This window comes from Hugonella massiliensis, assembly GCA_001486445.1.
GTDB classification, from domain to species: domain Bacteria; phylum Actinomycetota; class Coriobacteriia; order Coriobacteriales; family Eggerthellaceae; genus Hugonella; species Hugonella massiliensis.
In genome coordinates, this window is the sequence record LN908986.1 from 1,115,530 (window position 1) to 1,140,821 (window position 25,292).

General features: G+C 64.3%; 21 protein-coding genes and 1 other annotated feature. Of the genes, 3 read left to right on the plus strand and 18 right to left on the minus strand.

Features of this window, described 5'->3' with window-relative positions; genetic code table 11:
- Window positions 1-10: 10 nt before the first annotated feature.
- Window positions 11-754: an adenine nucleotide alpha hydrolase family protein gene (locus BN3270_RS07495; RefSeq protein ID WP_058986491.1), complete on the minus strand. Its 744-nt coding sequence runs from the start codon at window positions 752-754 to the stop codon at window positions 11-13.
- Between the two features lie 308 nt (window positions 755-1,062).
- Window positions 1,063-2,220 (minus strand): acyl-CoA dehydrogenase family protein, encoded by a 1,158-nt coding sequence (locus BN3270_RS07500; protein WP_058986492.1) that lies wholly within the window; start codon window positions 2,218-2,220, stop codon window positions 1,063-1,065.
- A 352-nt stretch (window positions 2,221-2,572) separates the two neighbouring features.
- Here BN3270_RS07500 and BN3270_RS07505 point away from each other — a divergent pair, with 352 nt between their 5' ends.
- A complete protein-coding gene (locus BN3270_RS07505; protein WP_058986493.1) occupies window positions 2,573-3,226 on the plus strand; it encodes a TetR/AcrR family transcriptional regulator C-terminal domain-containing protein in 654 nt (217 codons plus the stop codon).
- Between the two features lie 84 nt (window positions 3,227-3,310).
- Here the strand turns inward: BN3270_RS07505 and serA are convergent, their stop codons facing one another.
- The 13 genes from serA to trxA form a co-directional block, all read right to left on the minus strand.
- Window positions 3,311-4,885, minus strand: a complete 1,575-nt coding sequence (gene serA / locus BN3270_RS07510; protein WP_058986494.1) for a phosphoglycerate dehydrogenase — start codon at window positions 4,883-4,885, stop codon at window positions 3,311-3,313.
- Between the two features lie 97 nt (window positions 4,886-4,982).
- On the minus strand, window positions 4,983-5,978 hold the full coding sequence (ilvC, locus tag BN3270_RS07515) for a ketol-acid reductoisomerase (RefSeq protein WP_058986495.1): 996 nt from the start codon (window positions 5,976-5,978) through the stop codon (window positions 4,983-4,985).
- A 75-nt stretch (window positions 5,979-6,053) separates the two neighbouring features.
- Window positions 6,054-6,539 (minus strand): acetolactate synthase small subunit, encoded by a 486-nt coding sequence (ilvN, locus tag BN3270_RS07520; RefSeq protein WP_058986496.1) that lies wholly within the window; start codon window positions 6,537-6,539, stop codon window positions 6,054-6,056.
- A complete protein-coding gene (gene ilvB / locus BN3270_RS07525) occupies window positions 6,539-8,359 on the minus strand; it encodes a biosynthetic-type acetolactate synthase large subunit (RefSeq protein ID WP_082673427.1) in 1,821 nt (606 codons plus the stop codon). The genes ilvN and ilvB overlap by 1 nt, the downstream gene beginning before the upstream one ends.
- The gene (gene ilvD, locus BN3270_RS07530) at window positions 8,356-10,014 is read right to left on the minus strand and encodes a dihydroxy-acid dehydratase (protein WP_058986497.1); all 1,659 of its coding nucleotides are present in this window, start codon (window positions 10,012-10,014) and stop codon (window positions 8,356-8,358) included. Before ilvD ends, ilvB begins: the two co-directional genes overlap by 4 nt.
- A gap of 534 nt (window positions 10,015-10,548) precedes the next feature.
- The gene (locus tag BN3270_RS07535; RefSeq protein WP_058986498.1) at window positions 10,549-11,592 is read right to left on the minus strand and encodes a bile acid:sodium symporter family protein; all 1,044 of its coding nucleotides are present in this window, start codon (window positions 11,590-11,592) and stop codon (window positions 10,549-10,551) included.
- Between the two features lie 54 nt (window positions 11,593-11,646).
- Window positions 11,647-11,879, minus strand: a binding site (T-box leader).
- Between the two features lie 99 nt (window positions 11,880-11,978).
- The gene (gene pyrE, locus BN3270_RS07540) at window positions 11,979-12,659 is read right to left on the minus strand and encodes an orotate phosphoribosyltransferase (RefSeq protein WP_058986499.1); all 681 of its coding nucleotides are present in this window, start codon (window positions 12,657-12,659) and stop codon (window positions 11,979-11,981) included.
- Window positions 12,660-12,694: 35 nt separating this feature from the next.
- A complete protein-coding gene (locus BN3270_RS07545) occupies window positions 12,695-13,504 on the minus strand; it encodes an MBL fold metallo-hydrolase (protein WP_058986500.1) in 810 nt (269 codons plus the stop codon).
- A gap of 1 nt (window position 13,505) precedes the next feature.
- Window positions 13,506-14,357, minus strand: a complete 852-nt coding sequence (locus BN3270_RS07550; RefSeq protein WP_058986501.1) for a purine-nucleoside phosphorylase — start codon at window positions 14,355-14,357, stop codon at window positions 13,506-13,508.
- A gap of 2 nt (window positions 14,358-14,359) precedes the next feature.
- Complete coding sequence (locus BN3270_RS07555) at window positions 14,360-15,412, minus strand: N5-glutamine methyltransferase family protein (RefSeq protein WP_167551332.1); 1,053 nt, start codon at window positions 15,410-15,412, stop codon at window positions 14,360-14,362.
- Between the two features lie 74 nt (window positions 15,413-15,486).
- Window positions 15,487-16,551: a peptide chain release factor 1 gene (prfA, locus tag BN3270_RS07560; protein ID WP_058986502.1), complete on the minus strand. Its 1,065-nt coding sequence runs from the start codon at window positions 16,549-16,551 to the stop codon at window positions 15,487-15,489.
- Window positions 16,552-16,632: 81 nt separating this feature from the next.
- Window positions 16,633-17,565, minus strand: a complete 933-nt coding sequence (trxB, locus tag BN3270_RS07565; protein ID WP_058986503.1) for a thioredoxin-disulfide reductase — start codon at window positions 17,563-17,565, stop codon at window positions 16,633-16,635.
- Between the two features lie 95 nt (window positions 17,566-17,660).
- Entirely contained in the window at window positions 17,661-17,969 is a 309-nt protein-coding gene (gene trxA / locus BN3270_RS07570; protein WP_058986504.1) for a thioredoxin, read from the minus strand.
- A gap of 292 nt (window positions 17,970-18,261) precedes the next feature.
- Between trxA and BN3270_RS07575 the strand changes: the two genes are divergently transcribed.
- Window positions 18,262-19,173 (plus strand): patatin-like phospholipase family protein, encoded by a 912-nt coding sequence (locus tag BN3270_RS07575; RefSeq protein ID WP_058986505.1) that lies wholly within the window; start codon window positions 18,262-18,264, stop codon window positions 19,171-19,173.
- Between the two features lie 2 nt (window positions 19,174-19,175).
- The gene (locus tag BN3270_RS07580; RefSeq protein ID WP_058986506.1) at window positions 19,176-19,901 is read left to right on the plus strand and encodes a gamma-glutamyl-gamma-aminobutyrate hydrolase family protein; all 726 of its coding nucleotides are present in this window, start codon (window positions 19,176-19,178) and stop codon (window positions 19,899-19,901) included.
- Window positions 19,902-19,989: 88 nt separating this feature from the next.
- Here the strand turns inward: BN3270_RS07580 and BN3270_RS09530 are convergent, their stop codons facing one another.
- From BN3270_RS09530 to BN3270_RS07595, 3 genes are all read right to left on the minus strand, one after another.
- Window positions 19,990-22,008 (minus strand): SEC-C metal-binding domain-containing protein, encoded by a 2,019-nt coding sequence (locus BN3270_RS09530; RefSeq protein WP_058986507.1) that lies wholly within the window; start codon window positions 22,006-22,008, stop codon window positions 19,990-19,992.
- A gap of 15 nt (window positions 22,009-22,023) precedes the next feature.
- Entirely contained in the window at window positions 22,024-22,488 is a 465-nt protein-coding gene (locus BN3270_RS07590; protein WP_058986508.1) for a zinc ribbon domain-containing protein, read from the minus strand.
- Between the two features lie 63 nt (window positions 22,489-22,551).
- Window positions 22,552-25,218 (minus strand): valine--tRNA ligase, encoded by a 2,667-nt coding sequence (locus tag BN3270_RS07595; RefSeq protein WP_058986509.1) that lies wholly within the window; start codon window positions 25,216-25,218, stop codon window positions 22,552-22,554.
- Window positions 25,219-25,292: the final 74 nt, after the last annotated feature.

The window sequence follows — 25,292 nt, forward strand, 5'->3', positions numbered from 1 at the left end:
GTTCCTTTCCCTACAGGGCGGCCTTGACGGCAGCGGCGAACGCGTCGACGTCGTCGAAAATTTCCTTCTTGCGGTCAACCTCGGCCGGGGCCTTGACGGAGACCTCTTCCACGGCCGCGGCCGGGGCGCCCTCGGCGCCTTCGACGTTCATCGGCTTCTTGCCGGCGGCCAGGATGTCCTTCATGCCGGCGATGCGGGGCTCGGCGAACTCGGGGGCCACGGACACGACGGCGGGCAGGGGCACCTCGACGGTCTCCTCCTCGCTCTCGAGCAGGCGCTTGGCCACAAGCTTGCCGTCGGCGGCCTCGGCGGAGACCACGCCGGAGACGAAGGGCACACCAAGCTTGGCGGCCAGCTGGACGCCGGTCTGCTTGGCGTAGAGGTCGGCCGAGCCGTCGCCGGTGACGATGAGGTCCCAGTCGCCGGCCTTGGCGGCGAGCTTGGCCAGCTCGCCGGCCGTCGCGAAGGCGTCGAGGCCGTCGAGGGCATCGTCGGCGGCGAGGAAGAGCTCGTCGACGCCGCGGGCCAGGATGTTCTTCTTGGTCTTGGAGTCGTCGGCCTTCTTCGGGCCCACGGAGATGGCCTTGACGGTGGAGCCCTCGTTGGCGGCGGCGATCTGGGCCGCGGCCTCGATGGCGTTCAGGTCGTAGGTAGAAACGACCTTGTGGGCGCGGGAGAAGTCGAGGGAGCCGTCGCCGGCGACCTTGACGTCCTGATCGTCGGGGACGATCTTGCATGCCACGAGAATGTTCATGGAATGTCCTTTCTGCTGATTATCTTTCAAGCAATCTGCTCTTAAGCAAGGAGCGTGCCACCCAGCAATGTTGCGCACATTGTCCGAGGCGGACCATCCCGAAAACCTCAGTAATTCCCAGGACCTGCCCTATTCGGTAGGGTAATGCCCAACAAATTCGGGTAACAGTGTCAAAAACCACATTTGCCTAGACATATTAGAGGATTTGTCTTGGCTGGGATCGCACGGAAGGGCCAAGGCGCCTCCGCGCGCCCCGAAGCGGGAGCCGCGCCCGCAAGCTGGCGCATGCGCGGCTCCCCCGAAATTCACTAGGCGTCGGCGTACTTCTTGGCAACCTGACGGCCGCAGATGTAGGCCATGATTTCGTGCGTGCCGCCGCCGAACATGTTGCCGCGAGCGTCGGCCCACAGACGACCCACGCGCACCTCGGTGGTGTAGCCCAAGCCGGCGTAGATCTGCAGGGCCATATCGATGACGTTGAAGCATTCCTTGCAGCCGTAGCGCTTGAGCATGGCGCTCTCGAGCTGGACGGGCTGGTCGTTGTCCATCATCCACAGGGTCTTGTAGAGGAGCTGACGGGTAGTCTGCACCTTGATCTCCATGTCGGTGAGAAGCTCCTGGATCATTTCCTGCTTGTAGAGGGGCTTGCCGAAAGCGATGCGCTGGTTGGCGTACTTAGCGGCGTCTTCCAGGGCAGCCTGGGCAAGGCCCACCTGCTCGGCGACGATGTAGGCGCGCTCGACCTCGAAGTTCTTCATGAGCATCATGAAGCCCTTGCCCGGTTCGCCCATGCGCTGGTCTTCGGTGAGGACGACGTCGTCGAAGTAGACTTCGCAGAAGGGAATGCACTGCTGGCCGATCTTGTGGAGCGGCGCGGTGGACACGCCCGGGGTGTCCATCTTGATGAGCCACAGGGACATGTCGCCGTTGTCATGGCTGGGATCTTCGTCCTTGGCGATGACGATCGTGTAGGGAAGCACGGCGCCCATGGTCACCCAGGTCTTCTGGCCGGACAGGACGTAGGTGCCGTCGGCCTGCTTCTTGGTGACGCAGGTCATCGAACGGTTGTCGGAACCGGCACCCGGTTCGGAAATAGAGAGCGAGGAGATGGGCCATCCGGTTTCCATGTAGTGGTCCATGGCCTGCTGCTTCTGCTCGTCGGTGCCGAACTCCATGATGTCGAACATCGACAGGGAGTTCTGATAGAGGATATGCATGCAGCCGGACTTCTGGTAGAGGCGCTCGATCATGAGGCCGATGGTCAGGCGATCGGCAGGGATGCCGCCGAACTCTTCGGGGATGCCCATCAGGCCGAAACCGGCATCGCGGTAAGCTTCGGCGATTTCGTCAGGCATGCCGCCCTTTTCGTACATCTCGGCGATGACATCGTCGGTGAAGTAGCGCTCGCAGAACTCGTCAACGCTCTCCAGCAGAAGCTCCTGCTCGTCGGTCAGATTAAAGTCCATAGTTCCTCCTCGATCTATGGGCCAGGACCCCTTTGGCCCCGCACCCCTTTGTCGATGAGCTAAGGATAATCCCCATTCCTTCGCGTCGGATGGTCATAATTTTCGTTTTGTCCATGTCCTTGCATTTGCGCAGGTCGGAAGAGTACGAAGTATCTATCGATTCGCGCATTTGAATAAGTGGCCCCTATATCAATAAATTTATGCAATCTGCCGGTAGAACCCCTCCCCCATACCCTGATATATAGGTAGTGAATGAGCGTTCCTGCCTCATACATTCGCCACAGATAAGACTTTTTATCCGTATTGGCCTATACTACGTCCATACGCCACTACCAGGGGGTGACCTATCGCCATGCGATCGCTCGATACCAAGCTGCTCATTGCCCATTCGTTCATCGATTTGGTCGAAGCGGGCGATTTTAAAAAAGTGTCCGTATCCGACATCGTTCTCGCGTCCCATAAGAACCGCAAGACCTTTTACTACCACTTCCCCGACCGCAGCAAGCTGACCGTCTGGATCTTCCGCTACAACTTGGCCCGGAACCTGACGGAGGCCATCCCGCCCCAGTATCTCGTGTACAACAAGGCCGAAGACAAAGAGCTCGCGCCCTTCCCCTATTACACCTTCATCAAAGAAGGCGTCCGATCGATCAACGGTGCGCCCTTCTTCGAGCAGCTCGACCGGACCTTCAACGACCATAAGTCCTTCTACGCCCAGGCGCTTGCCGACAACGCGGCCGACGGGCTTACCGCCTACCTGCTGCGCCTCTACACGCCGGCCCTCAAACGCGACATCGAGTTCATCTTGAGCAACCGCTTCCTCAACGACCGCAACCAGGAATTCCTCGCCGAATTCTACACGGGGGCCTTCGTGAGCTATCTGACCAAGCGCGTCCAGGCCCGCGAAAGCCAACCCCTCGCCAGCGTCACCGGGGCTTTCGGCAACCTCATCCACGATTCGATCGCCGAAGAGATCGGCAAGCAGCAGCAGGAGCGGATGCTCTAGCCGCTCTGCGAACGCAGCCTTACACGACGAGGGCCGGGGTGCGCGGTTTGGCATCCCGGCCCTTGCGTATAGAGGTCCCGCCCGCTAGAGGCGGATGTACCAGAGGCCCTTCAAGACGAGGGCTCGGCCGAGGCGGTCGAGGACGGAGGCGGGCACTTCCCTATCGACGTTCATGTAGACGAGGGCGTTGGTGCTGTCCGCGCGCGTGCCGATCTGCATGGTCGTGATGCTGATGCCCGCGTCGCCCAGGATCGTGCCGATCGTGCCCATGCGGCCGGGGCCGTCGTGGTAGACGAAGATGAGCGAATGCTGCTGGGGCATGATGTCGATCTTGTAGCCCAGAAGGTTGATGATGCGCAGCTTCTGGCCCGCGCCCGCAAGGGTGCAGGCAGCCCGGCGGCCGTCGGCGGCGATCTCGACGAAGGAGGCGTACTCTTCGGCATCGATGCGGCTCGTGCGCTCGACCTTGATTCCATGGCGCTTGGCGACCTCGTCGACGTTGACGGCGGTCACGCGGTCCTCGTCGGCGGAAATGAAGCCCGAAAGCGCGCCCGCAACAAGGACGGTGAGGTCGGCGTTGGCGATCGTCCCGGCGGCGGTCACGGTGATCTTGCGGGGCACATCGGGGGAAATCTGGGCGAGCAGGTGCGCCAAGGCCTGGACGGCCGGCGTGTAGGGGCCCAAAAGGTCGAAGACTTCGGGCGGCACGGGGGCCATGTTGATCGACGTGGGCACGATCGACCCTTCCAAACCGGCGCTCACGTATTCGGCGATCTGCACGCCGGCGCGCGTCTGGGCCTCGATCGTCGCCGCTCCCAGATGCGGGGTGATCACGGCGTTGGGAAGCTCGTGGAGGGGGCTCGTGTAGCAGGGCTCTTCCTCCCACACGTCGATGCCGCAGGCAGCCACCTGGCCGTCGCGCAGGGCGTCTGCCAGGGCGTCGATATCGTAGATGCCGCCGCGCGAGGTGTTCACCACGATGGCGCCCGGCTTGAGCATTTGGAACTCGTCGCGACCGAACATCCCGAGCGTTTCGGCGGTGCGCGGTAGGTGGACGGTTACGAAATCGGCACGGGCGAGCACCTCGTCCATGTCGGCGACCAGGTCGACCCCCAGAGAATCGGCGCGGTCCTGGTGGCAGTAGGGGTCGTAGCCGATCAGGTGCATGCCGAAGGCAGCGGCCCGCTTGGCGACAAGACCGCCGATGCGGCCCAGACCGAAGATGGCCAAGGTTTTGTCGTAGAGCTCGCGGCCCACGAAGGGGGTGCGCTCCCATGCCCCTTCCTTCATGCGGGCAGAAGCCTGGGGGATCTTGCGGGCGGCAGCCATCATGAGGGCCATGGTATGCTCGGCAGCGGACACGAGGTTGGATTCGGGCGCGTTGCACACGAGCACCCCCGCTTCCGATGCCGCATCGATGTCGATGTTATCGACCCCTACCCCGGCGCGGCCCACGATCTTCAGGCGCGGCGCGGCGTCGATGAGCTGTTTGGTGACCTTGGTGGCGCTGCGCACGATCAGGGCATCGTAGCCGCCGATGACCTCGGCGAGTTCTTCGGGAGAGGCGCCCAGACGCACATCGACCCGCGAACCATGCTGTTCGAACACGTCGATACCCGCCTGTGCGATCGGTTCGGTGACGAGAATCTTGAAACCCATGGCACGCGTCTCCTCACAGGGCGAAGGGGCAAAACACAAAAAGCGTGCGCCGCGAGAGCAGCGCACGCTTCCGATTATATCCGCTCGATGGAGCCGATTACTTGCTCAGCCAGCTGAACATGCCGCGGACCTTTTCGCCCGTGGTCTCGATCAGGCTGTCGTTCATGGCCTCGCGCTGCTCGAGCAGCTTCTTGTGGCCGTTGGCGCAGTCGTCCATGAACTCCTTGGCGAACTCGCCGTTCTGGATGCGCTTGAGGATCTCCTGCATGGCCTGCTTGGACTCTTCGTTGATGACCTTGGGGCCCGCATAGTACTCGCCGTATTCGGCGGTGTTGGAGATGGAGTAGTTCATGAAGTGGATGCCCTTTTCGTACATGAGGTCCACGATCATCTTCATCTCGTGATAGCACTCGAAATAGGCGAGCTCGGCCGGGTAGCCGGCTTCTACCAGGGTGTCGAAACCGGTCTTGACCAGGGCAACGAGGCCGCCGCACAGGACCGCCTGCTCACCGAAGAGGTCCTCTTCGGTTTCCTGGGCGAAGGTGCCCTTCATGAGGCCGGCACGCGCGCCGCCCAGGCCCCAGCCGTAGGAGAGGGCGATGTCCCAGGCGTCGCCCGTGGCGTCCTGCTGGACGCAGCACAGGTCGGGCACGCCGGAGCCTTCGACGAACTGACGGCGCACGATGTGGCCCGGGCCCTTGGGGGCGACCATGATGACGTTCACGCCTTCGGGAGCCTTGATGTAGCCGTAGTGAATGTTGAAGCCATGGGCGAAGGCCAGGGTGTCGCCCGCATGCAGGTGATCCTTGATGTGCTCTTCGTAGACCTTGGCCTGGATCTCGTCGGGGATGAGGACCATGACGACGTCGGCTTCCTCGGCGGCCTGTTCCATGCTCACAACCTTGAGGCCGGCTTCCTTGGCCTTTTCGGCGGAAGAAGAGCCCTCGCGCAGACCGACGCGAACGTCGACGCCCGAGTCCTGCAGGTTCTGCGCATGCGCATGGCCCTGGGAGCCGTACCCGATGATTGCAACCTTCTTGCCCTGGATCACCGAGGGGTCGACGTCCTTTTCGTAGAGGATCTCAATAGCCATATCTGTTTACTTCCTTTCCTATGACTACATGGATGCCGTTCTATGGTCTCGCGCCGAAACGCGGGGTACCTGAAGTTAGTTGTGCACCGATCGCTTCATCGCGATCTTGCCGGTGCGGGTGATTTCCTTGATGCCGTAGGCACGCAGGAGGTTTTCCAACCCGGAAAGCTTGTGCTCGTCGCCGGTGGCCTCGATCGTGATGCTCGCGCGCCCCACGTCGACCACCTTGGCCCGGAATACGTTGGCGATCTCGATGACCTCGTTGCGCTTTTCGGCAGCAACGGCCACTTTGATAAGAACGAGCTCGCGAACGATCGCATCGCCCTTGTCCATCTCGACGACCTTGTAGACACACACGAGCTTGTTGAGCTGTTTGGTGAGCTGTTCGAAGGACGCGGATTCGGTGGGCACGATCATCGTGATGCGAGAGAGGTTCTCGTCTTCGGTGGGACCCACGGACAAGGATTCGATGTTGTAACCGCGACGGGACACAAGGCCAACGACGCGACTGAGCACGCCCGACTTGTTCTCGACGAGGATGGAGAGAATATGCCGTTCCATTAGCGATCCGCCTCCTCGGAGTTCTCGATCTGGTGGGAGATATCCCCCACCGACACCGCGCCGATGACGTCGTCGATGGGGGCGCCGGGGGCGACCATCGGGAAGACGCGCTCCTCGCGCGGAATGCGCAGGTCGAGCAGGGCCGGACCCTCGCTGGCCAGGAAGGCCCGCATGGTCTCTTCGAGCTCGCCCGGATCGGCGGCGCGGAAGCCCTTCCATCCGTAGGCGTCGGCCAATTTGAGGAAGTCGGGAACGTCGTCGAGCTCGGTCGCGGCGAAGCGCTTCCCGTAGAAGAGGTCTTGCCATTGGTGCACCATGCCAAGCGCCGAATTGTTCATGATGACGACTTTCACGGGCAGATGGTTGATCGCGATCGTGGCCATTTCCTGAAGGCACATCTGGAAGGACCCGTCGCCGGTGATGCAGACCACCTGCTTGTCGGGGTGGGCGACCTGGGCGCCCAGAGCCGCCGGCAAGCCGAAGCCCATCGTGCCCGCACCGCCGCTCGACAGGAAGGTGCGCGGCACCTCGCGGTCGATGTACTGGGCAGCCCACATCTGATGCTGGCCCACGTCGGTCACGACGATCGAATGGGCCGGGTCGATGAGGTCGGAGAGAAGCTGGGTCGCGCCTTCGGGGGCGATGCCGCCCTTCGAGGTGGCAAGGCCCGGCTGGGCGAAGGGATGGCGGGCACGCAAGTCGGCGATGTGGGCGAGCCATTCCTTGGAGCGCGGCGTCGCCTCGCGACGGTCGAGCTCGGCCTTAAGGGCGACAAGCGCGCGGCGGGCGTCGCCCACGATCGGCACGTCGGCCGGGCGGTTCTTGCTGATCTCCGTGGGGTCGATGTCGATGTGGATGACCTGGGCATGGGGTGCGAAATCTGAAAGCTTGCCGGTCACGCGGTCGCTGAAGCGGGCGCCCACGGCGATGAGAAGGTCGCATTCGGTCATGGCCAGATTGGCGTAGCGCGAACCGTGCATGCCCACCGGGCCCAGGTCGAGCGCGTGCGCGTTGGGCAGGGCGTCCTTGCCGAGCAGGGTGGTCACCGCAGGAATCTGCATGCCCTCCGCCAGATCGAGCAGGGCGTCGGACGCATCGGAGATCACGACGCCGCCGCCCACGTAGAGCAGGGGCTTTTCGGCCGCGGCGATCAGCGAGGCCGCCGTGCGAATCTGCTTGGCGTTGGGCTTGATCGTGGGCCTATAGGAGGCGATATCCGACGAATCGGGGTAATGGAATTCGAATTCGGCCGCCAAAAGGTTCGAAGGCACGTCGATGAGGACGGGGCCCGGTCGGCCCGTTTCGGCGATGTAAAAAGCATCGCGGATGATGCCGGGCAGATCTTCGGCCTTCTGGCACAGGTAGCTGTGCTTGACGATCGGCATCGTGATGCCCACGATGTCGGATTCCTGGAAGGCGTCGGAGCCTATGACGCTCGTGGGCACCTGGCCGGTGATCACGACCAGGGGCACGCTGTCCATGCTGGCAGTCATAATGCCCGTGACCGTGTTCGTGGCGCCCGGGCCGCTCGTGACGAGCACGACGCCGGCGCGGCCGGTCGAACGGGCGTAGCCATCGGCGGCGTGGGCGGCGCCCTGCTCGTGGCGGCAGAGCACGTGACGGATCTTCTTCGAGTCGTAGAGGGCATCGTAAATCTTGATGGCCTGGCCGCCAGGGTAGCCGAAGATCACGTCGACGCCTTCGGCTTCGAGCGAGGCCACGATGGCCTGGGCGCCCGTGAGGACGGCCCCCTCTTTTTCGGTATGGCTGCCGAAGCGGGGCAGGCCCTTTTCGGCGATCGGTGCGGTCGGATTGCTCACGAGAGATACGCCCCCTTGTCTGCGCTCGTGACGAGCTTCGCGTAACGGGCGAGCACGCCCTTGGTGTACTTGGGCGCCGGCTTGGTCCAACGGGCGCGACGGGCGGCCAGCTCTTCGTCGGACACTTCGAGCTCGATCGTGCCGGCGTCGATGTCAATTGAGATCATGTCGCCGTCTTCCACCAGGGCAATCGGGCCGCCCGCGGCCGCTTCGGGGCTCACATGGCCGATGCAGGGGCCCTTGGTGGCGCCGGAGAAGCGCCCGTCGGTGATGAGGGCGACGCTTTCGGCCAGCCCCATGCCGTAGATGGCGCTCGTGGGCGTGAGCATCTCGCGCATGCCGGGGCCGCCCGCAGGACCCTCGTAGCGAATGACCACCACTTCGCCCGGTTCGATCTTGCCGGCGAAGATGGCCTCGCAGGCTTCCTCCTCGCTTTCGAACACATGCGCGGGGCCGCGATGGGTGCGCATCTTGTCGCTTACCGCCGACTGCTTGACCACGGCGGCGTCGGGCGCGAGGTTGCCGCGCAGGACCGCCAGGCCGCCCTGCTGGCTGTAGGCGTTCTCGACCGTGCGGACCACCTTGCCGTCGACGGCCGGGCAGGACGCGACCCATTCAGCCATCGTGCCGTGGCAGGTAAGGGCCTCATCGTCGAGCAGGCCATGGCGGCCGAGCTCGCCCACGATAGCGGACACACCGCCCACATCGTTGAGGTCCTGGATGTGCAGGGGCCCCGCCGGCGCGATGCGCACGATGTTGGGCGTTTCCTTGCAGACATCGGCCCAGTCGGCCATGGTGATCGGGCAACCGGCCTCATGGGCGATCGCCGTGAGGTGGAGCATCGTGTTGGTGGAACCGCCAAAGGCCATGTCGACCATCATGCCGTTCTTGATCGAGTGCTCGTTGATCAGATCGAGGGCCGTGACGTTGTTCTCAAGCAGCTCCATGACCTTCATGCCGGCATGCTTGGCCAGACGGATGCGCTCGGAGTACACGGCCGGGATCGTGCCGTTGCCGGGCAGGGCGATGCCGAGCACTTCGGAAAGGCAGCCGATGGAGTTGGCGGTGAACATGCCCGAGCAGCTGCCGCACGTGGGGCAGGCGGTGTTCTCGTACCAGGCGCATTCCTCTTCGGTCATCTTGCCGGCGGTTACCGCACCCACGGCGTCGAAGAGGGTGTTGAGGTCGGTTTCCTCGCCGTGATGGCCGCGGCCGGCGAGCATGGGGCCGCCCGTGACAACAACGGTGGGGATGTTGAGGCGGCAGGCCGCCATGAGCATGCCGGGAACCACCTTGTCGCAGCTGGGGATCAGGACCATGGCGTCGAACTGATGGCCCTGCACCGCGCATTCCACGCTGTCGGCAATGACCTCGCGGCTCGTGAGACTGTAGCGCATGCCGGCATGGTTCATCGCGATGCCGTCGCAGACGCCGATCGTGGACACCTGGGCCGGCGTGCCGCCGCCCATGCGGATGCCCGCCTTGACGGCATCGGCGATGTTCTGCAGGTGCATGTGGCCGGGGATGATGTCGGTCTGCGAGCACACTACCGCGACAAGCGGCTGAGCGAGCTCCTCGTCGGTGAAGCCGTCGGCCTTGAGCAGGCTGCGGTGCGGGGCGCGTGCCAGTCCCTTCTTGATCGAATCGCTTCTCATGTGACTCCTCCCCGCGCGCTTTGGGCGCACATTAAAAAAGCCTGGAGCTCGTCGCCCCAGGCTTCGCATTTCAACAGCACGGAAAGGCATGCCTTTCTGCAACCGTATCGGTGGTCACCGGTTCGACTTACTCGCATCCCGCTTCGCGCGAAGATCGTCCGCGCTTACGGGGGATTTCATCAAACAGCTCCGAGGTGGCTTTCAGAACGTCCTTCCGCAGGCTCGCAGCGTCCGCCTGCTCTCTATTGGGAAGGATGGCCCTTACTTTCCTCTTCAACGCATTTGCTTTAACACGAACGAGTATAGGCCCGATACGCGTTTCCGCAATGCGATTTTCCCATCGTCACAAAGCATCCACTTTAGGGTGCGATAGTGGCGAAATCTGCGCGTTTTGCCAGCTCACAGTGCCGATAGACAAGCAAGCTCCCCTATCAGCGCGCATAGTGGAAGGGACGCGCGACCCGGGCGCAATGCCGCGGATGCGACACAATCCGCCGCATCCGCGGCACGCCTCCTGCGCACGCGCGCAGCCCTTTAAGCCGCCTGCTCGGCAGCTTCGCGCCCGACGAGCTCGGAGGCAGACGCGATGCCGCGTTTCTCGTCGCGATGGGCGAACCAACCGGCAAGCAGGGTGCCCGAAATGGAGTGCCACACACAAGACACGGCGCAGATGACCGCCGCCTGGGGCAGGGCCGCAAACTGGGCCGTGCTCGTGGCAAGGTTGGTGGCAAGGCCCGCGTTCTGCATGCCCACCTCGATGGAAAGGGTGCGGCGCTTGGGCACGTTCATATGGGTCGCGATGCCGGCAAGATAGCCGAGCAGGTAGCCCACGCCGTTATGGATGAGCACCGCCGCGAACACCACGAGGCCCGACGTGAAGAAGGTGGAACCCTGGGAAGAGGTCACGCCGCCCACGACGCAGGCCAGCCCCACCACGGCCACACCGGGCATGCAGGAGCGAATCTGCTCGTAGGTGGGGTTGCCGTCGAAGCGGTAGTTGATCGCAAAGCCCAAGGCCACCGGCAGGATGACCGTCTCGATGATCGAGAGGAACATGGGCAGGGGGCTGATCTCGATGCTCGCGCCGCTGGCCAAGAAGGACACGAGCAGCGGGGTCATGAAGGGGGCGAGCAGGGTGGACACCGTCGTCATGCCCACCGAAAAGGCCACATCGCCATGGCAGAGGTAGCTCATGATATTCGACGACACGCCGCCCGGGCAGCAGCCCACCAAGATCAGGCCGAGCGCCAGAGCGTCGGGAAGGTTGAGGAGCTTACAGACCAGGAACGCCGAAAAGGGCATGATGCCGTACTGGGCGATGGCGCCGATGCAGATATCGAAGGGGCGCTGGGCAAGCACTTGGAAGTCCTTTTTGGAAAGGGTGAGGCCCATCGTGAACATGATCGCGCCGATAATCAGCGACTGCCAGGAAAAGCCGTTGCCCAGCGGGTCGGTGAAGAGGCGGATGTTGACCCAGTGCATGAGCGCGGGGAAAGCAAGGGTCGCGAGGGCGATTGCGATCACGAAGAGCGACGAATGCTTGGAGAGGAACGTGCTTGCGTGCTGCAGCGCTTCCATGGTGGTCCTTTCTCGACGGAAGCCATAAAAAATCCCTTGCAGCCCGAACCGGCTGCAAGGGACGAAAATGCTTCCGCGGTACCACCCTTGTTCCGCCCTGTTGCCAAGGCGACCCTTCGCGCACCATCATGCGCTGTTCGCTTACGGGGAATCCCGTCGCACCCTACTGGTTTCAGATGCGCTTCTCAGAGAGGATAGCGGTTGCGACCCGTACGCGTCGGCTTTCACCTGGCCCGACTCTCTGTGGCGCGGTTTCACAATCGTCGTGTTCTCTTCAACGAATTTGTAACGGCTTGCGCCGTTGGTTGGGATTATAGGAGCACTTTTGCCCAGGACAAGCGCCTTCACAAAGGCTTCACTTTAGCCTGCGCTAGCGCTTGAGCGCCCTATTCCTTGGCCCCGTAGACGGCGTAGTAGGCGTCTATGGCCGCTTTCATATCGTCGTCGATGACCACGCGCCCCTGGCATTCGCGGTTGTAGAGGTAGTCCGTGACCTCGGCCATGGTCACGATGGAGGCCGTAGGGAACCCGTACTTGTCGGACACCTCGTCGATGGCGGCCTTCTGGCCGGAGGGCCCCACCTCCATGCGGTTGAGCGACACCATGAGCCCCTGCACCTGCACGTCGGCGATCGAGGTGATCAGCGGGTAGGTTTCGTCGATCGACTTGCCGCTCGTGGTGACGTCCTCGACCATGACGACCTTGGCCCCGTCGTAGAGCTCGGCGCCCAAGAGACTGCCGCCTTCGCCGTGGTCCTTCTTTTCCTTGCGGTTGCTGCAGTAGCGAACCTCTTTGCCGTAGAGCTCGCTGTAGGCGATCGCCGTGACCACCGACAGGGGGATGCCCTTGTAGGCCGGCCCGAAGACGATGTCGAAATCGTCACCGAAGTTCTGGTGGATGGCGCGGGCGTAGTAGCGACCCAGTCGATGGAGCTGGGACCCCGTGACGTAGGCGCCGGCGTTCATGAAGAAGGGAGACTGGCGTCCGCTCTTCAGCGTGAAGGAACCGAACTTCAGCACCTCGCTTTCGACCATGAACTCGATGAACTCTTGCTTGTAGTCTTCCATGCCGGACCTTCCTCGCGGGGCGTGCGTTTGCCCCATCATACTACGGAAAGGGCGCGCGTCTGCTTGGCCGCGCTCACCTGGGCCGCGCAGCCCTCCTGGTCGAGCATGGCCTGCATGGCCCGCACGGGTTTGCCGTAGGTGTTGTTGGTTTCGGAAATATGCATGCACACGATGCGCTCGAGGCCGGGATGCAAAAGAGAGGCGACTTCCTGCGTCCCCTGGTCGTTGGAAAGATGACCGCGCTCCCCCTCGATCCGCCGCTTGAGCGCGTAGGGATAGGGACCCTCGTGGAGCATGGCGAGGTCGTGGTTGGCCTCGATCGCCAGAATGCGCACGCCGCCTAAGGCCTCGTGAGCCGCGCCCGTAACCAGACCTGTGTCGGTCATGTAGCCCACCACGTCGCCGTCGAGCTCGAAGCGGAAGCCGAAGGATTCGACTGCATCGTGGCTCGTGGGAAAGATGTGCACCTGAACGCCGGCGATTGCCAGGGCATCCTGGGCCGTAAAGGAGCGCTGTTCGCACAGGTCGGCGATTTCGGCCAGGGGACGGCTCGCGGCCCGCACCTTGGCGCTCGCGTAGAGGGGCGGATGGCAGCCGAGCTTGGCAAGGCCCCGCATCACGACCCCGAAGCCCTTGGTGTGGTCGGTATGCTCGTGGGTGAGCAGGGTCCCCTCGATACGGGCGGGATCGAAGCCGGCTTGGGCGCACCCGTCCATAAACTGGCGCTTGCTGATGCCGCAATCGACGAGCACGCCGGCACCCGTCGCCCGATTCACGACGACCGCGGCGTTGCCCTTGGACCCGCTCCCGAGCACGATGAGGCCGAGGGCCCCTGCGCCGGCCACCTTAGAGCGCCCCGACGATGCCGCGCACGAAGGCCGAGAAGGCCCGCTCGCGCGTCTTGGCCACGTCCATGACCTCTGCGCCGGTGGGCGCCGCTCCCCCGGTCGCGCCCGTGGCGCCCACGCCGGCCGCCCGGTTGCTCACAAGCGAGATGCCCAAGACCCGCAAACCGGCATGGCGGGCGGCGATGACCTCTTCGACCACGCTCATGGCCACCGTGTCGGCGCCCCAGGCGCGAAACATCCGGATTTCAGCCGGCGTTTCGAAGCTGGGTCCCAAAAGGCCCAGGTAGACGCCCTCGTGAGCGACGATGCCGCGTTCGGAGGCCACGCGCAAGGCCACGGCGCGCAAGGCGGGATCGTAGGCGTCGGTCATCGAGAAGAAGCGTTCGGCCATGCAGGCTGCGTCCGCGCAGGCGATCGGGTTGCGCCCGGTAAAGTTGATGTGGTCGCGCATGACGCAGAAGTCGCCGGGGGCGTAGGATTCGTTGATCGCCCCGGCGGCATTGGTCGTGATCAGGGTACCGATGCCCAGACGCGCCATCACCCACACGGGGAAGGCGACCTGTTGGGCCGTGTAGCCTTCGTAGCCGTGCAGGCGACCTTGCATGGCAAGGACCTCGACGCCCTCGAGCCGGCCGAGCACGAAGCGGCCCACGTGGCCTTCGGCCGTGCTGACGCCCATGTGGGGCACGCTCGCAAAGGGCACGCAGAGGGCATCGTCGAGCTCGTCGGCAAGCGGGTTCAGGCCGCTACCCAAAATGATGCCGACCGCGGCGCTGCGACCCTGGAAGCGCTCTTGCAGAAAGGCGGCCGCCTCCCCGACGAAAGCGGAAAGTTCGTTCTGAGCGGTCATGGTTACTCCCCCGTTTCGGAAATCATCGGATGATCGGGATCGGCGGCCGGCATTCGAGCGATAAGCACGCGCGGTCGGCCCGCCAGATCGCAGGCGATGCGCACTCCCTCGAAGCCGGCGGCCGACGCCAGGCGAGCCGCTTCGTCCAAGCAGGTCTCGTGCAGCTCGACCGCAAGCACCCCTTCGGGCGCGAGCACCTCTGCGGCCTGGCCGAGCAGGCGGCGGTAAAGGTCGAGCCCGTCGACGCCGCCGTCGAGGGCCAAGCGCGGCTCATGGGCGCGTACCTCGCGGGGCAGGCCGTCGACCACAGAGGTGGGCACGTAGGGCGGATTGGAAATCACCAGTCGGGCAGCACCCCGCCAGGGCGCCCCCACCGGATCGAGCAGGTCCCCTTCGGCCACGGTGACGCGGTCGGCGACGCCCACCTTTTCGGCATTGTGGCGAGCCAAGCCGACCGCCTCCGCGCTGATGTCGGTGGCGCACACCTGGGCATCGGGAATCTCGTGGGCAAGAGAGCAGGCGATGCAGCCCGAACCCGTGCAGGCGTCGACGGCGAGAAAAGGATCACACGCGGGTGCGGCGGACCCTTGAGCGGCCTTTCCGTCCGCATCGGTAGCGTCGGCCGATCGACCGGCCGCGTCCCCGTCGCCTGCGCCCGCTTCGGCACTCCCCTCCAACGCCGGCACGGCAGCCGCCTTGCGCGCACGGTCGACGGCGCGGACCTCGGCCAAGGCCTCGCTCACGAGCACCTCGGTTTCGGGGCGCGGAATGAGCACGCCCGGACGCACGTCAACCGTGATGAACCGGAAATCGGTCGTGCCCGTGATGTACTGCAGAGGCTCGCCGGCGGCGCGCCGCTTGGTGTAGGCCCGAAGGACGTCGCGCTCCTCGAGCGTGAGGGGGCGGGCCAGGTCGGCATAGAGTTGAATCCGCGACACGCCGAGCGCGTCGGACACGAGCCATTGCGCCGACAGGCGGGGGTTCTCGTCGCCGTGCTCGCCTAAAAACCCTTCCATCCAGGAAAGAATGCGACCGACCGTCCAGGGTTGCGCCACCTTGTTGCCTCCTTCATGAAAAGGGCCGCCGTGCACAAGGGCACGACGGCCGCAGCCACCGGTGAGAACCGGTCTTATACAACCTGTTCGAGCTTCTTGGCGCGCTCGGCGGCCTGCAGGGCCGTGATGACCTCTTCGAGGCCCGAGCCCAGAAGCACGCTGTTGTAGGTGCTGTTGAAGCCGATGCGGTGGTCGGTCACGCGGTCCTGGGGCGCATTGTAGGTACGGATCTTCTCCGAACGGTCGCCCGTGCCGATCTGGGCGCGACGCTCGGCGCCTTCGGCCGCCTGCTGTTCGGCGAGCATCTTGTCGTAGAGACGGGCACGCAAGACGGCCATGGCTGCGATCTTGTTCTGCAGCTGGCTCTTCTGGTCCTGGGACTGCACGACCAAACCCGAGGGCAGGTGGGTGATGCGCACGGCCGAGTCGGTCGTGTTGACGCACTGGCCGCCCGGGCCGCCGGCGCGGTAAACGTCGATGCGGAGGTCTTCGGGTTTGATGTCGATTTCGACTTCGTCGGCTTCGGGCAGGACGGCCACCGTCGCCGTGGAGGTGTGGATGCGGCCCTGGCTTTCGGTCTTGGGCACGCGCTGGACGCGGTGGACGCCCGATTCGAACTTCATCTCCGAATAGACCTTGTCGCCCTTGACCTTGAACTGGACTTCCTTGTAGCCGCCCATCTCGGAAGGAGAGGCGTCGAGCGTTTCGATCTTCCAGCCGCGCGATTCGGCGAAGCGGACGTACATCTTGTAGAGGTCGCCTGCGAAGATCGCGGCCTCGTCGCCGCCCGCACCGGCGCGGATTTCAACGATGATGTCCTTGTCGTCGGCCGGGTCGGCCGGGATGAGCATGTACTTGATGTCCTCTTCGAGCGGGGGAAGCTCGCCTTCGATGCGGGAGATCTCCTCCTGGGCGAACTCCTTCATTTCGGGGTCGGCCAGCATCTCCTTGGCCTCAGCGAGGTCGTCGAGGTCCTGCACGTAGTGCTTGGCAGCGGCGGCCAAGGGGCCCTGATGGGCGTATTCCTTGGTGAGGCGAGCGTATTCGCGCTGGTCGGCAATGACCGCGGGGTCGCTCATCTTCTCCTGGAGCTCGTCGTAGGCAACGACGATCTTCTCCATCTTCTCTCGTTCGAGCATAATCGATCCTCGTGATAGCGTGTAAGACTGCAGTAAGCGGGGCGCCCTGGGCGCCCCTCATGCGTTAACCTTGCAAGTCTATCACGAAGCGAGCCACTCGGCGGCCACCTCCGCAGCATTCGCACCGTCGCCCACCGCGGTCGCCACCTGGCGCAGACGCTTGGCCCGCACGTCGCCGGCGACGAAGACGCCCGGCACGCTCGTGACCCCCGATTCGTCGGCAACCACGTAGCCGGCTTCGTCGAGGGGCAGCTGGCCTGCAAACACGTCGGTGTTGGGCACCTTGCCCACGGCGACGAAGACCGCCGAAGCGGGGATATCTTCGGTCGCGCCCGTCTGCACGTCCTCGATCACCAGGCCCGAAACGGCCCCGCCGTCGCCCTCGATCGTGCGCACCGTCTTGTTCAAGTGGAAGACGACGTTGTCGATTGCGGCGATGCGATGCTGCTCGGCCGCCGTGGCGCGCAGGCGGTCGCGCCTATGCACGAGATGCACGGTCTCGCAGATGCGGGCAAGGTAGATCGCGTCGGCGGCGGCGGTGTTGCCCCCGCCCACGACCACGACCGTCTTGCCTCGGAAGAAGTTGCCGTCGCAGGTGGCGCAGTAGGACACGCCGCGACCGGCGAATTCGGCTTCGCCGGGCACGCCCAGCTTGCGGCTATGCGTACCCGTGGCAACGATGACCGCCCGCGCCTCGAAGGTGCGCGACGCCGTTTCGAGGCGCTTGGGCGCGGCCGCAAGGTCGCTTGCCACCAGCCCCTCGTTGACGAAATCGACGCCGAAGCGGGTGCACTGCTCCTGCATCTGCATGGTGAGGTCGAAACCGGACACCCCTTCGGGGAAGCCGGGATAATTGTCGATACGGCCCGTTTCGCCCATCTGGCCGCCCGGCATGAGGGCCTCGAGCACGACGACCGAAAGGCCGGCGCGCGCAGCGTAGAGGGCGGCGGTGAGGCCAGCGGGGCCGGCGCCCACGACGGCAACGTCGTATGAAGTACGAGCTTCCTGCTCCATGTGAACCATCCTTTTCTCAAGCCGCCCGCGGGCGGCGCTTTAAAAAAATGCGCCCACGCAATGCGCAGGCGCTCCAAACAGAAATCCGAGGGACCCTAGTCGAACAGGGCCATGACGGCAGGCTTGGGCTGGGCGCCGACCGCCTGGTTCTTCACCTGACCCTTGTCGAAGACGATGAGGGTGGGGATGCTCATGACGCCGTAGCGCTGGGCGATTTCGGGCGCCTGGTCGACGTCGATCTTGTAGACGTCGGCCGTACCGGCGACCTCGGTGGCGATCTGGTCGATCGTGGGGGCCATCATCTTGCAGGGGCCGCACCAGGTTGCGAAGAAGTCGACGAGGACGGGCTTGTCTGCCTTGAGAACCTTTTCATCGAATTCAGCTGCGGTGATCTGAGTAGCCATCTTGTACCTTCCTTACTGCATATGCCCTCGGGCATGCTCTTTCGTTACTGCTACTATAGCGGCATCATTTGCGCCTGCAAGCGGCAATCCGGCCTTTGTCACCAATCGGTCATATTGGTTGTGCGCAATTCTTTTGCGTCGCATCCCCCGCTTCCCCGCCGCCCTTCGACGAACCGACGCGGGCGCCGCCCTCTCCCGCCTTACCAGCACGGCCCTACACGCTCCCCAAAACATCCGCACATGCGGGCGATGCGCTCACGTATACTAAGCGGGATACCCAAGGAGCACCGCTATGACCCAACCTCTACCCCCCACCCAACCGCGCGCCGCCTGGCGCGATGCCAGCCCCCTTCCCCTCAGCCTCGTTCTGGAAGGCGGGGGCATGCGCGGCCTGTTCACGGCCGGCGTCTGCGATTTCCTGCTCGAGCACGGCGTGTGCGCCGCGCAGGTGATCGGCACCTCGGCCGGCGCGCTGAACGGCTTCAACTACGTAGCCGGAGCCATTGGCCGCACGGCCTTCCTCAACGTGAAGTACTGCACCGACTGGCACTACCTGTCGATGCGCAACTTCGCCGTCACCGGCGACGCCTTCAACGCCCACATGCTCTTCCACGAGATTCCCGAGCGCCTCGACCCCTTCGACTTCGCCGATTTCGAAGAGTCGCCCCTGTCGCTCACCACCGTAGCGAGCGACCTCGAGCGCGGCGACGCCGATTACCACGAGCATACGGGCCCCGTCGACGAGCGGGCCATCGCCTACCTGACCGCCAGCGCCTCGATGCCCTTCGTGAGCCACATTGTCTCCGTCGACGGGAAAAAGCTCCTCGACGGCGGCACCTGCGACAGCGTGCCCTTCCTCTACCATCGACTCAAGGCGGTCGAGCCCAAGCAGGTCGTCGTGCTCACGCGCGATGCCACCTACGTGAAGAAGAAGCTCAAGCTTTCGGCCCTCGCGCAGCGCCTCTACGGCGATTACCCCCGCTATATCGACCGGCTCGAGCATCGCCACTTCGAATACAACCTCTGCTACCGCAGGCTTCACGAACTCGACGCCGCCGGCAAGCTCTTCCTGATCGAACCCGACGCCCCCGTCACCGTCCAGGCAATGGAACACGACCCCAACGCGCTTCTCGACCTTTACGGGCAAGGCTACGGGGCCGCCCTGTCGCGCTGGGAAGACCTGCAACGATATCTGGAGCTCTAACCATGGTTACGATAGGCGTCACCACCCACACGGAAGACTTCGACCAGCTCACCGAGGGCGAGCGGGCCTACGTCGACACGCTCGAGTCCTGCGGCATGCGGCCGCGGCTCATCTTGAACACCCAGGATTTCATGGAGGCGGCCGAAGAGCTCGACACGGTCGACGGCCTGCTCCTTTCCGGCGGGGGCGACGTGCACCCCTGCCACTACGGCCGCGTGCTCGAAGAGGGCATCGCGTACATGGACACCAACCGCGACCGCGACCTGTGCGAGCTGCAGCTGGCCCGCACCGCTTGGCAGCTCGACCTGCCTGTGCTCGGCATCTGCCGCGGCAACCAGGTGATGAACGTGAGCCTGGGTGGCACGCTGATCAGCGACCTGCACGTGCATCACAAGTCGCATTCGAATACCCACCAGCAGGAAAAGCCCTACAGCGTCCCCCATCAGACCGTCCATATCCAGCCGGGCACCCGCCTTTTCGAAATCCTCTTCGGCAGCGAAGCGGCCGACATCGACGACATCGACTGGATCATCCGCACCAATTCGATGCACCATCAGGCCATCGAGCACCCCGCCCCCGGCCTCTACGTGAACGCCATCGCTTCCGACGGGGTCTACGAAGGACTCGAAGACCCGGGCAAGACCTTCTTCATCGGCGTGCAATGGCACCCCGAATACCTGAAGAACTGCTTGCCCCTCTTCGACGCCCTGCGCGATGCCTGCGCCTAACCGCCCACCCACACGCACAAGGAGCCGCCCTTCCCTACCGGGAGGGGCGGCTCCTTCGTCTTTGGGGCGTGCAAACGACGAGCCGGCCTTATGAGCGGCCGTGGCATTCCCCGTATTTCTTGCCGCTCCCGCAGGGGCAGGGGTCCATGGGGCCGATCTTCATCTCGGCCCCCTCTTCGTCGAAGAAGAGGGTCCGGCCGGTAAGGCGTTCTTTGAGCTGGTTGGGCGACCAGCCGTTGTCTTCCCACGAGGGCAGGGCCCGGTAGACGTTGTCGAGCAGGGCCGCGAGCCTGCCCGTACCCCCATCGCTGCCTTCGAGGCCCGCGCTGCGGGCGATCGAGGCGCCCACACGCTTGTCGCCCACCTCGAGCACCGAGCGCACAACGCTATCGGTCACCTGGTCGGCAAAGGTGAAGTCGTTCTCGCCGTCGGGTACGTGCCCGTCGACGAAGCGGCGCAGGGCGGCCACGGCCGGAAGGGCGCGCAGGGCGCGCAGGGGGTCGTCGTCCAGGGCCTCTTCGCCCAGGGCGCGGGCAGGCGTACGGTAGTGTTCGGTTGCCAGGGACAGGCGGACGTCTTCCAAGTTGCCCAGCTCGCGCGAGAGGTCGTCGCGAACCCGGTCGTAGGTCGCGTCCAAGGCACCCTGCCCGGCGCCCGCGGAAGCGAGCCCGCTCATGATCTCGTCCTGGTGGCGCTGGACGACCTGGGAGGCCACGAAATCCTTGCAGAGGGTGTAGTGGGCCAGATAGGGGCGCTCTTCGAAATCCCAGCACTCGAAGAGGGCCTGACCCGTGTCCGACTCGCTTTCCATGAGCTCGGCGAATTCCCCGTAGGGCATGGCGTCGGAATAGAGAGCGCAATAGCGGTCGTAGACCTCTTCGAGCGGGCACACCCCGCAATAGGTCACCGACGCCGACGCGCAGTTGAGAGCGGCGCGCTCCCCCGCCCGCTTGTGGGCAAGCGCCTCGTAGTCGAAGCCCGACACAAGGGCGCGCAGCTCGCGCGGGACGACGACGGTCAAGACCCCGTCGTGCAGGAAGGGGGCCGCATAGGGAACGAGCGGGTAGGTCTCCAAGCAATCGGCGGGCCCGGCCGGGCGTTCGATGACCGGCGTCGCGGCGAGGAGTCGCATCGTGTCGAAGACCTCAGCCGGGCTGATGAGCAGGTAGCTCGCGTAGGTGCTCGCGTCGATGGGAAGAAGGCGGCACACGGTGGCGCGTGCCGCCGCGGGCGTGGACGACTGGGATTCCTTGGCGCCGAGCACGTCGGCCATCTCGACGAGGGTGTCGGCATCGAAGCGGTCGAGCACGTCGCCCAGGGCGTCGGTGGGAGCGCCTTCGAAGGAATTGGCGCGAATGTAGGCGTCGACCTGGAAGGGGGCCGAAAGGCGATGCTCGGTGCGGTAGGCCGACACGCGCTCGAAGCGGTCCTCGTCGGAAAGCCCCGCAAGAGGGCTTGCGTGGAAGCCTTCGGGGACGGCGTTGCCCTCCTGCCCATTGACGTCGGCAATCAGGTCGAGAAAGGAATCGAGTTCGCGCGAAGCGGCGCGGGCATGCTCGGCGCGGGCCGCTTCGATAAGGCCTTTGGGCGTGGACACGACGCCGGCAGACAAGCGGTCCTCGAATTCGTCCTGGATTCGCTTGGCTTCGAAGCCGTCGGGGTCGCTGATGTCCACGAAGCCGTCGTAGACGATCACGTCGTCGAAGGGCAGCAAGGTGGTTTCCACGATCGCCGGCGTGCGGCCCAGAGCCTCCTCGACGTCCATCGTGACCCCGCAGACGGCGAAGACATGAGACTCGTCCATGAAGAGCCCTACCCCGTTCTGGTAGCGCACGAGCGAAAAGGTCTTGTGCAGGCCGTCCTTCCAGGAGGCAACCGTCGCAAGGTCTTCCGGATCGATTTCATCGGGATTGCTGAGAAGATAGGCGTCGATGACGTCGGGGTTGTCCCAGAGGGTATGCGCGATGAGGGCCGCCTTGTCGTCGACAAGCGGGTCGTCCTGGTCGGGATCGAGGTCGCGCACCACATGGAAGCGGTCGTTGACGTAGAGGAGCAGGGAATCGACGAGGTCGAGAAAGCGGTCGCTTTGCTCGAGGGAAAGATGCATGGGGTCCTTTCGCTCTTACTGGGTGCGCGCGGCGTGAGGGTGGGCCTGCGCCGCGTGCTCCGGCGTGCCGCAGTAGGGGCACACGGACCATTCGGGATCGAGGGCATGATGGCACTGGGGGCAGAGGTTCTTCAGCCGCGCATGGCAATGGGGACAGAGAATGTAGTCGGCATGCACCGGGTAGCCGCAATTGGCGCATTCGCCGAAGTTGGCAAGTTCGCGACGCTTGAGGGCGATTTCGAGCTCCTGCTCTCGGCGGTCGATCTCGTAGAGAGGCGGACGCAGGAGCACATAGGCGATCACGCCCACCAGGGGCACGAGCGAAACGATGGCCCACACCTGCCAACGGGCCCCGCGCAGGTAGGCGTCGCGCGCGGTCCAGACCACGACGAGCACGTAGAGCACGACGAGCAGAAAGACCATGAAGGCAAGGGCGCCCTGGACTTCGGGGGTAAGGAACTGGGCAAGGAGCTCTTTCATGACCAACATCCTCTTCGGGTGGCGGAAAGCCGGGGACGCGCACCGCGCGCCCCCGACCCTATACTAGGCGATTTCGGCGATCTGCGCCTTGACGCGGGACAGCTCGTCGGTGAGGTCGGCGAACTTGGCGCGGTCCTTGGCCACCACGTCGGGCGCCGCCTTGGCGAGGAAGCCCGGGTTATGGAGCTTCTTGTCGAGCTTGGCCAAATCACCTTCGAGCTTCTTGCTCTGCTTGAGCAGGCGGGCGCGTTCGGCATCGAAATCGACGAGGCCGGAAAGGACCACGTAGACCTCGAGGCCGGGCACGAGCGTCGCCGCCGATTCCGCCGGCTTGGCGGTGTCGGTGGCAATGGCGAGACCGTCGAGACGGCCCATGCCCTCGATCAGGCCGCGCTGGCCCTCGAGCAGGGCGGCATCCTCGGCCTTTTCGGCCTTCACCGCAGCCTGCATGGGGGTCTTGGGCGAAATGCCGTACCGCGAACGGTTGGCGCGCACGGCACTCACCACGTCGCAGACCATCTGGATGGCGCGCTCGGAGTCGTCGTCGATGTAGCCCTGCAGGTCGGCTGCTTCGGGCCAGTGAGCGACGATCAGATAGTCGGCATCCTTTTCGATGGGCAGCTCCTGGTAGATCTCCTCGGTCACGAAGGGCATCATCGGGTGGAGCAGGCGCAGGGCCACATCGAGGACGAACACGAGGTTGCGCTGGCAAGCCAGGCGGTCGGCGGCGTCGTCGCCCTGCAGGCGGCTCTTGGAGAACTCGATGTACCAATCGCAGAACTCGTTCCAGAAGAAGGAGTAGAGCTCGCGGGTGACATCGGAGAACTCGTAGGCGTCGAAGGCCTCGTCGACGTGGGCGACAAGCTTGGCCAGGCGGCTGAAGATCCACTTGTCGACCGGGGTCGTGGGCTCGGGCGCACCGGGCGTGTAGCCGTCGAGGTTCATCATGACGAAGCGCGCCGCGTTGCGGATCTTGTTGGCGAAGTTGCGGCTGTTTTCCAGCTTGGCCTCGTTGAATTTCAGGTCCTGGGCGCCCGTCACCTGCATGAGCAGGCCGAAGCGCATACCGTCGGCCCCGTAGTCCTTCATGAGCTTCAGCGGGTCGACGCCGTTGCCGCGGCTCTTTGACATGGGCTTGCCGTCGGCTCCCATGACCGTGGGATAGATGATGACGTTCTGGAAGGGGATGTCATGCATGCAGTATTCGCTGGCCATGACCATGCGGGCCACCCACAGGCCCATGATGTCGCGGGCCGTGGCGAGCACCTGGGTCGGGTAGGCCTTCTTCAGCTCGGGAGCCTCGGTGCCGTGCTCGGTCCAGCCCATCGTGGCGAAGGGCCACAGCTGGCTGGAGAACCAGGTGTCGAGCACGTCTTCGTCGCGACGGACCGGGGCCCCGCATTGGGGGCAGGTTTCGACGTCTTCGACGCTTGCGTCCTCCCAGCCGCAGGCATCGCAGTAGAACATGGGAATGCGGTGGCCCCACCACAGCTGACGGGAGATGCACCAGTCCTTGAGGTTGTCGAGCCAGTCGAGGTAGACCTGCTTCCAGCGGGCCGGGTGGAACTGGATCTGGCCCGACTCCACCGCTTCGCGCGCCGGCCCCTTGAGACCGTCGACGGCCACGAACCACTGCTCGGATTCCCAGGGTTCGAGCTTGGTATGGCAACGGTAGCAGGTCATGACCGAATGATCGTGGTCTTCCACATGGTCGAGCAGGCCCAGCTTCTCGAATTCGGCGACGATCGCCTCGCGGGCCTCGTCGCGGTCGAGCCCCGAGAACTTCCCGTAGCCGTCGACCACATGGGCGGTCTCGTCGAAGATGTTGATCTTCTCGAGGTCGTGGCGCTCCCCCATGCCCCAGTCGTTGGGGTCGTGGGAAGGCGTGACCTTCACGAAACCGGTGCCGAAGCCCGCGTCGACGTAGTAGTCGCTGAAGATGGGGATCTCGCGGCCCACAATAGGCAGCTTGACCTTGGCGCCCACGAACTTCTGCTTGTCGGGGTCCTTGGGAGAGACCGCCACGCCCGTGTCGCCGAGCATGGTTTCGGGACGGGTAGTGGCCACGACGATGTAGTCCTGGCCGTCGACGGGCTCGACGAGGGGGTAGCGCAGGTACCAGAGATGGCCGTGCTCGTCGACGTATTCGGCTTCGTCGTCGGCGATGGCGGTCGTGCAGTGGGGGCACCAGTTCACGATGCGCTTGCCCTTGTAGATGAGGTCGTCGTGGTACCACTGGACGAAGAGCTTGCGCACGGCGGCGATGTAGTCGGGGTCGAGGGTGAAATGCTCGTCGGCGTAGTCGCAGGAGCAGCCCATGCCCTTGATCTGCTCGACGATCGTGGTGCCGTATTCGCGGCGCCATTCGTAGCAGGCCTCGATGAACTTCTCGCGGCCAATCTCAAGACGGCTGATGCCCTCTTCGGCCAGTTTCTTGTCGACCTTGGTCTGCGTGGCGATGCCGGCGTGGTCGGTGCCCAGGATCCAGCGGGTCTGATACCCCTGCATGCGGGCACGGCGGATGCAGGCGTCCTGGATGGTGTCGTCGAGCGCATGGCCCATATGGAGCATGCCGGTGATGTTGGGCGGCGGGATGACGATCGTGTAGCAATCGTTCTGATGCTTGCCGAAACCCGGCGTGCGCTGGAAACACCCGCGATCGTTCCACGCTTTGAACAACGGCGCCTCATGGGCGGCGAAGTCGTAGTCCACTTTCTTCTTATCGGCCATACGTGCGCACCTTTCCGCATTCATATACCATTGGGATTTCTCGCTACATACCGAGCGATTATACGCCAACGAAA

Bases quoted from the DNA above. Each gene is read 5' to 3' on its own strand.
- ilvD (WP_058986497.1), bottom strand. From the start codon at position 10,014: ATGAGAAGCGATTCGATCAAGAAGGGACTGGCACGCGCCCCGCACCGC.
- BN3270_RS07495 (WP_058986491.1), bottom strand. From the start codon at position 754: ATGAACATTCTCGTGGCATGCAAGATCGTCCCCGACGATCAGGACGTC.
- BN3270_RS07500 (WP_058986492.1), bottom strand. From the start codon at position 2,220: ATGGACTTTAATCTGACCGACGAGCAGGAGCTTCTGCTGGAGAGCGTT.
- BN3270_RS07580 (WP_058986506.1), top strand. From the start codon at position 19,176: ATGGTTACGATAGGCGTCACCACCCACACGGAAGACTTCGACCAGCTC.
- BN3270_RS07505 (WP_058986493.1), top strand. From the start codon at position 2,573: ATGCGATCGCTCGATACCAAGCTGCTCATTGCCCATTCGTTCATCGAT.
- BN3270_RS07550 (WP_058986501.1), bottom strand. From the start codon at position 14,357: ATGACCGCTCAGAACGAACTTTCCGCTTTCGTCGGGGAGGCGGCCGCC.
- trxB (WP_058986503.1), bottom strand. From the start codon at position 17,565: ATGGAGCAGGAAGCTCGTACTTCATACGACGTTGCCGTCGTGGGCGCC.
- ilvN (WP_058986496.1), bottom strand. From the start codon at position 6,539: ATGGAACGGCATATTCTCTCCATCCTCGTCGAGAACAAGTCGGGCGTG.
- BN3270_RS07595 (WP_058986509.1), bottom strand. From the start codon at position 25,218: ATGGCCGATAAGAAGAAAGTGGACTACGACTTCGCCGCCCATGAGGCG.
- ilvC (WP_058986495.1), bottom strand. From the start codon at position 5,978: ATGGCTATTGAGATCCTCTACGAAAAGGACGTCGACCCCTCGGTGATC.
- prfA (WP_058986502.1), bottom strand. From the start codon at position 16,551: ATGCTCGAACGAGAGAAGATGGAGAAGATCGTCGTTGCCTACGACGAG.
- BN3270_RS09530 (WP_058986507.1), bottom strand. From the start codon at position 22,008: ATGCATCTTTCCCTCGAGCAAAGCGACCGCTTTCTCGACCTCGTCGAT.
- serA (WP_058986494.1), bottom strand. From the start codon at position 4,885: ATGGGTTTCAAGATTCTCGTCACCGAACCGATCGCACAGGCGGGTATC.
- BN3270_RS07535 (WP_058986498.1), bottom strand. From the start codon at position 11,592: ATGGAAGCGCTGCAGCACGCAAGCACGTTCCTCTCCAAGCATTCGTCG.
- BN3270_RS07590 (WP_058986508.1), bottom strand. From the start codon at position 22,488: ATGAAAGAGCTCCTTGCCCAGTTCCTTACCCCCGAAGTCCAGGGCGCC.
- trxA (WP_058986504.1), bottom strand. From the start codon at position 17,969: ATGGCTACTCAGATCACCGCAGCTGAATTCGATGAAAAGGTTCTCAAG.
- pyrE (WP_058986499.1), bottom strand. From the start codon at position 12,659: ATGGAAGACTACAAGCAAGAGTTCATCGAGTTCATGGTCGAAAGCGAG.
- BN3270_RS07575 (WP_058986505.1), top strand. From the start codon at position 18,262: ATGACCCAACCTCTACCCCCCACCCAACCGCGCGCCGCCTGGCGCGAT.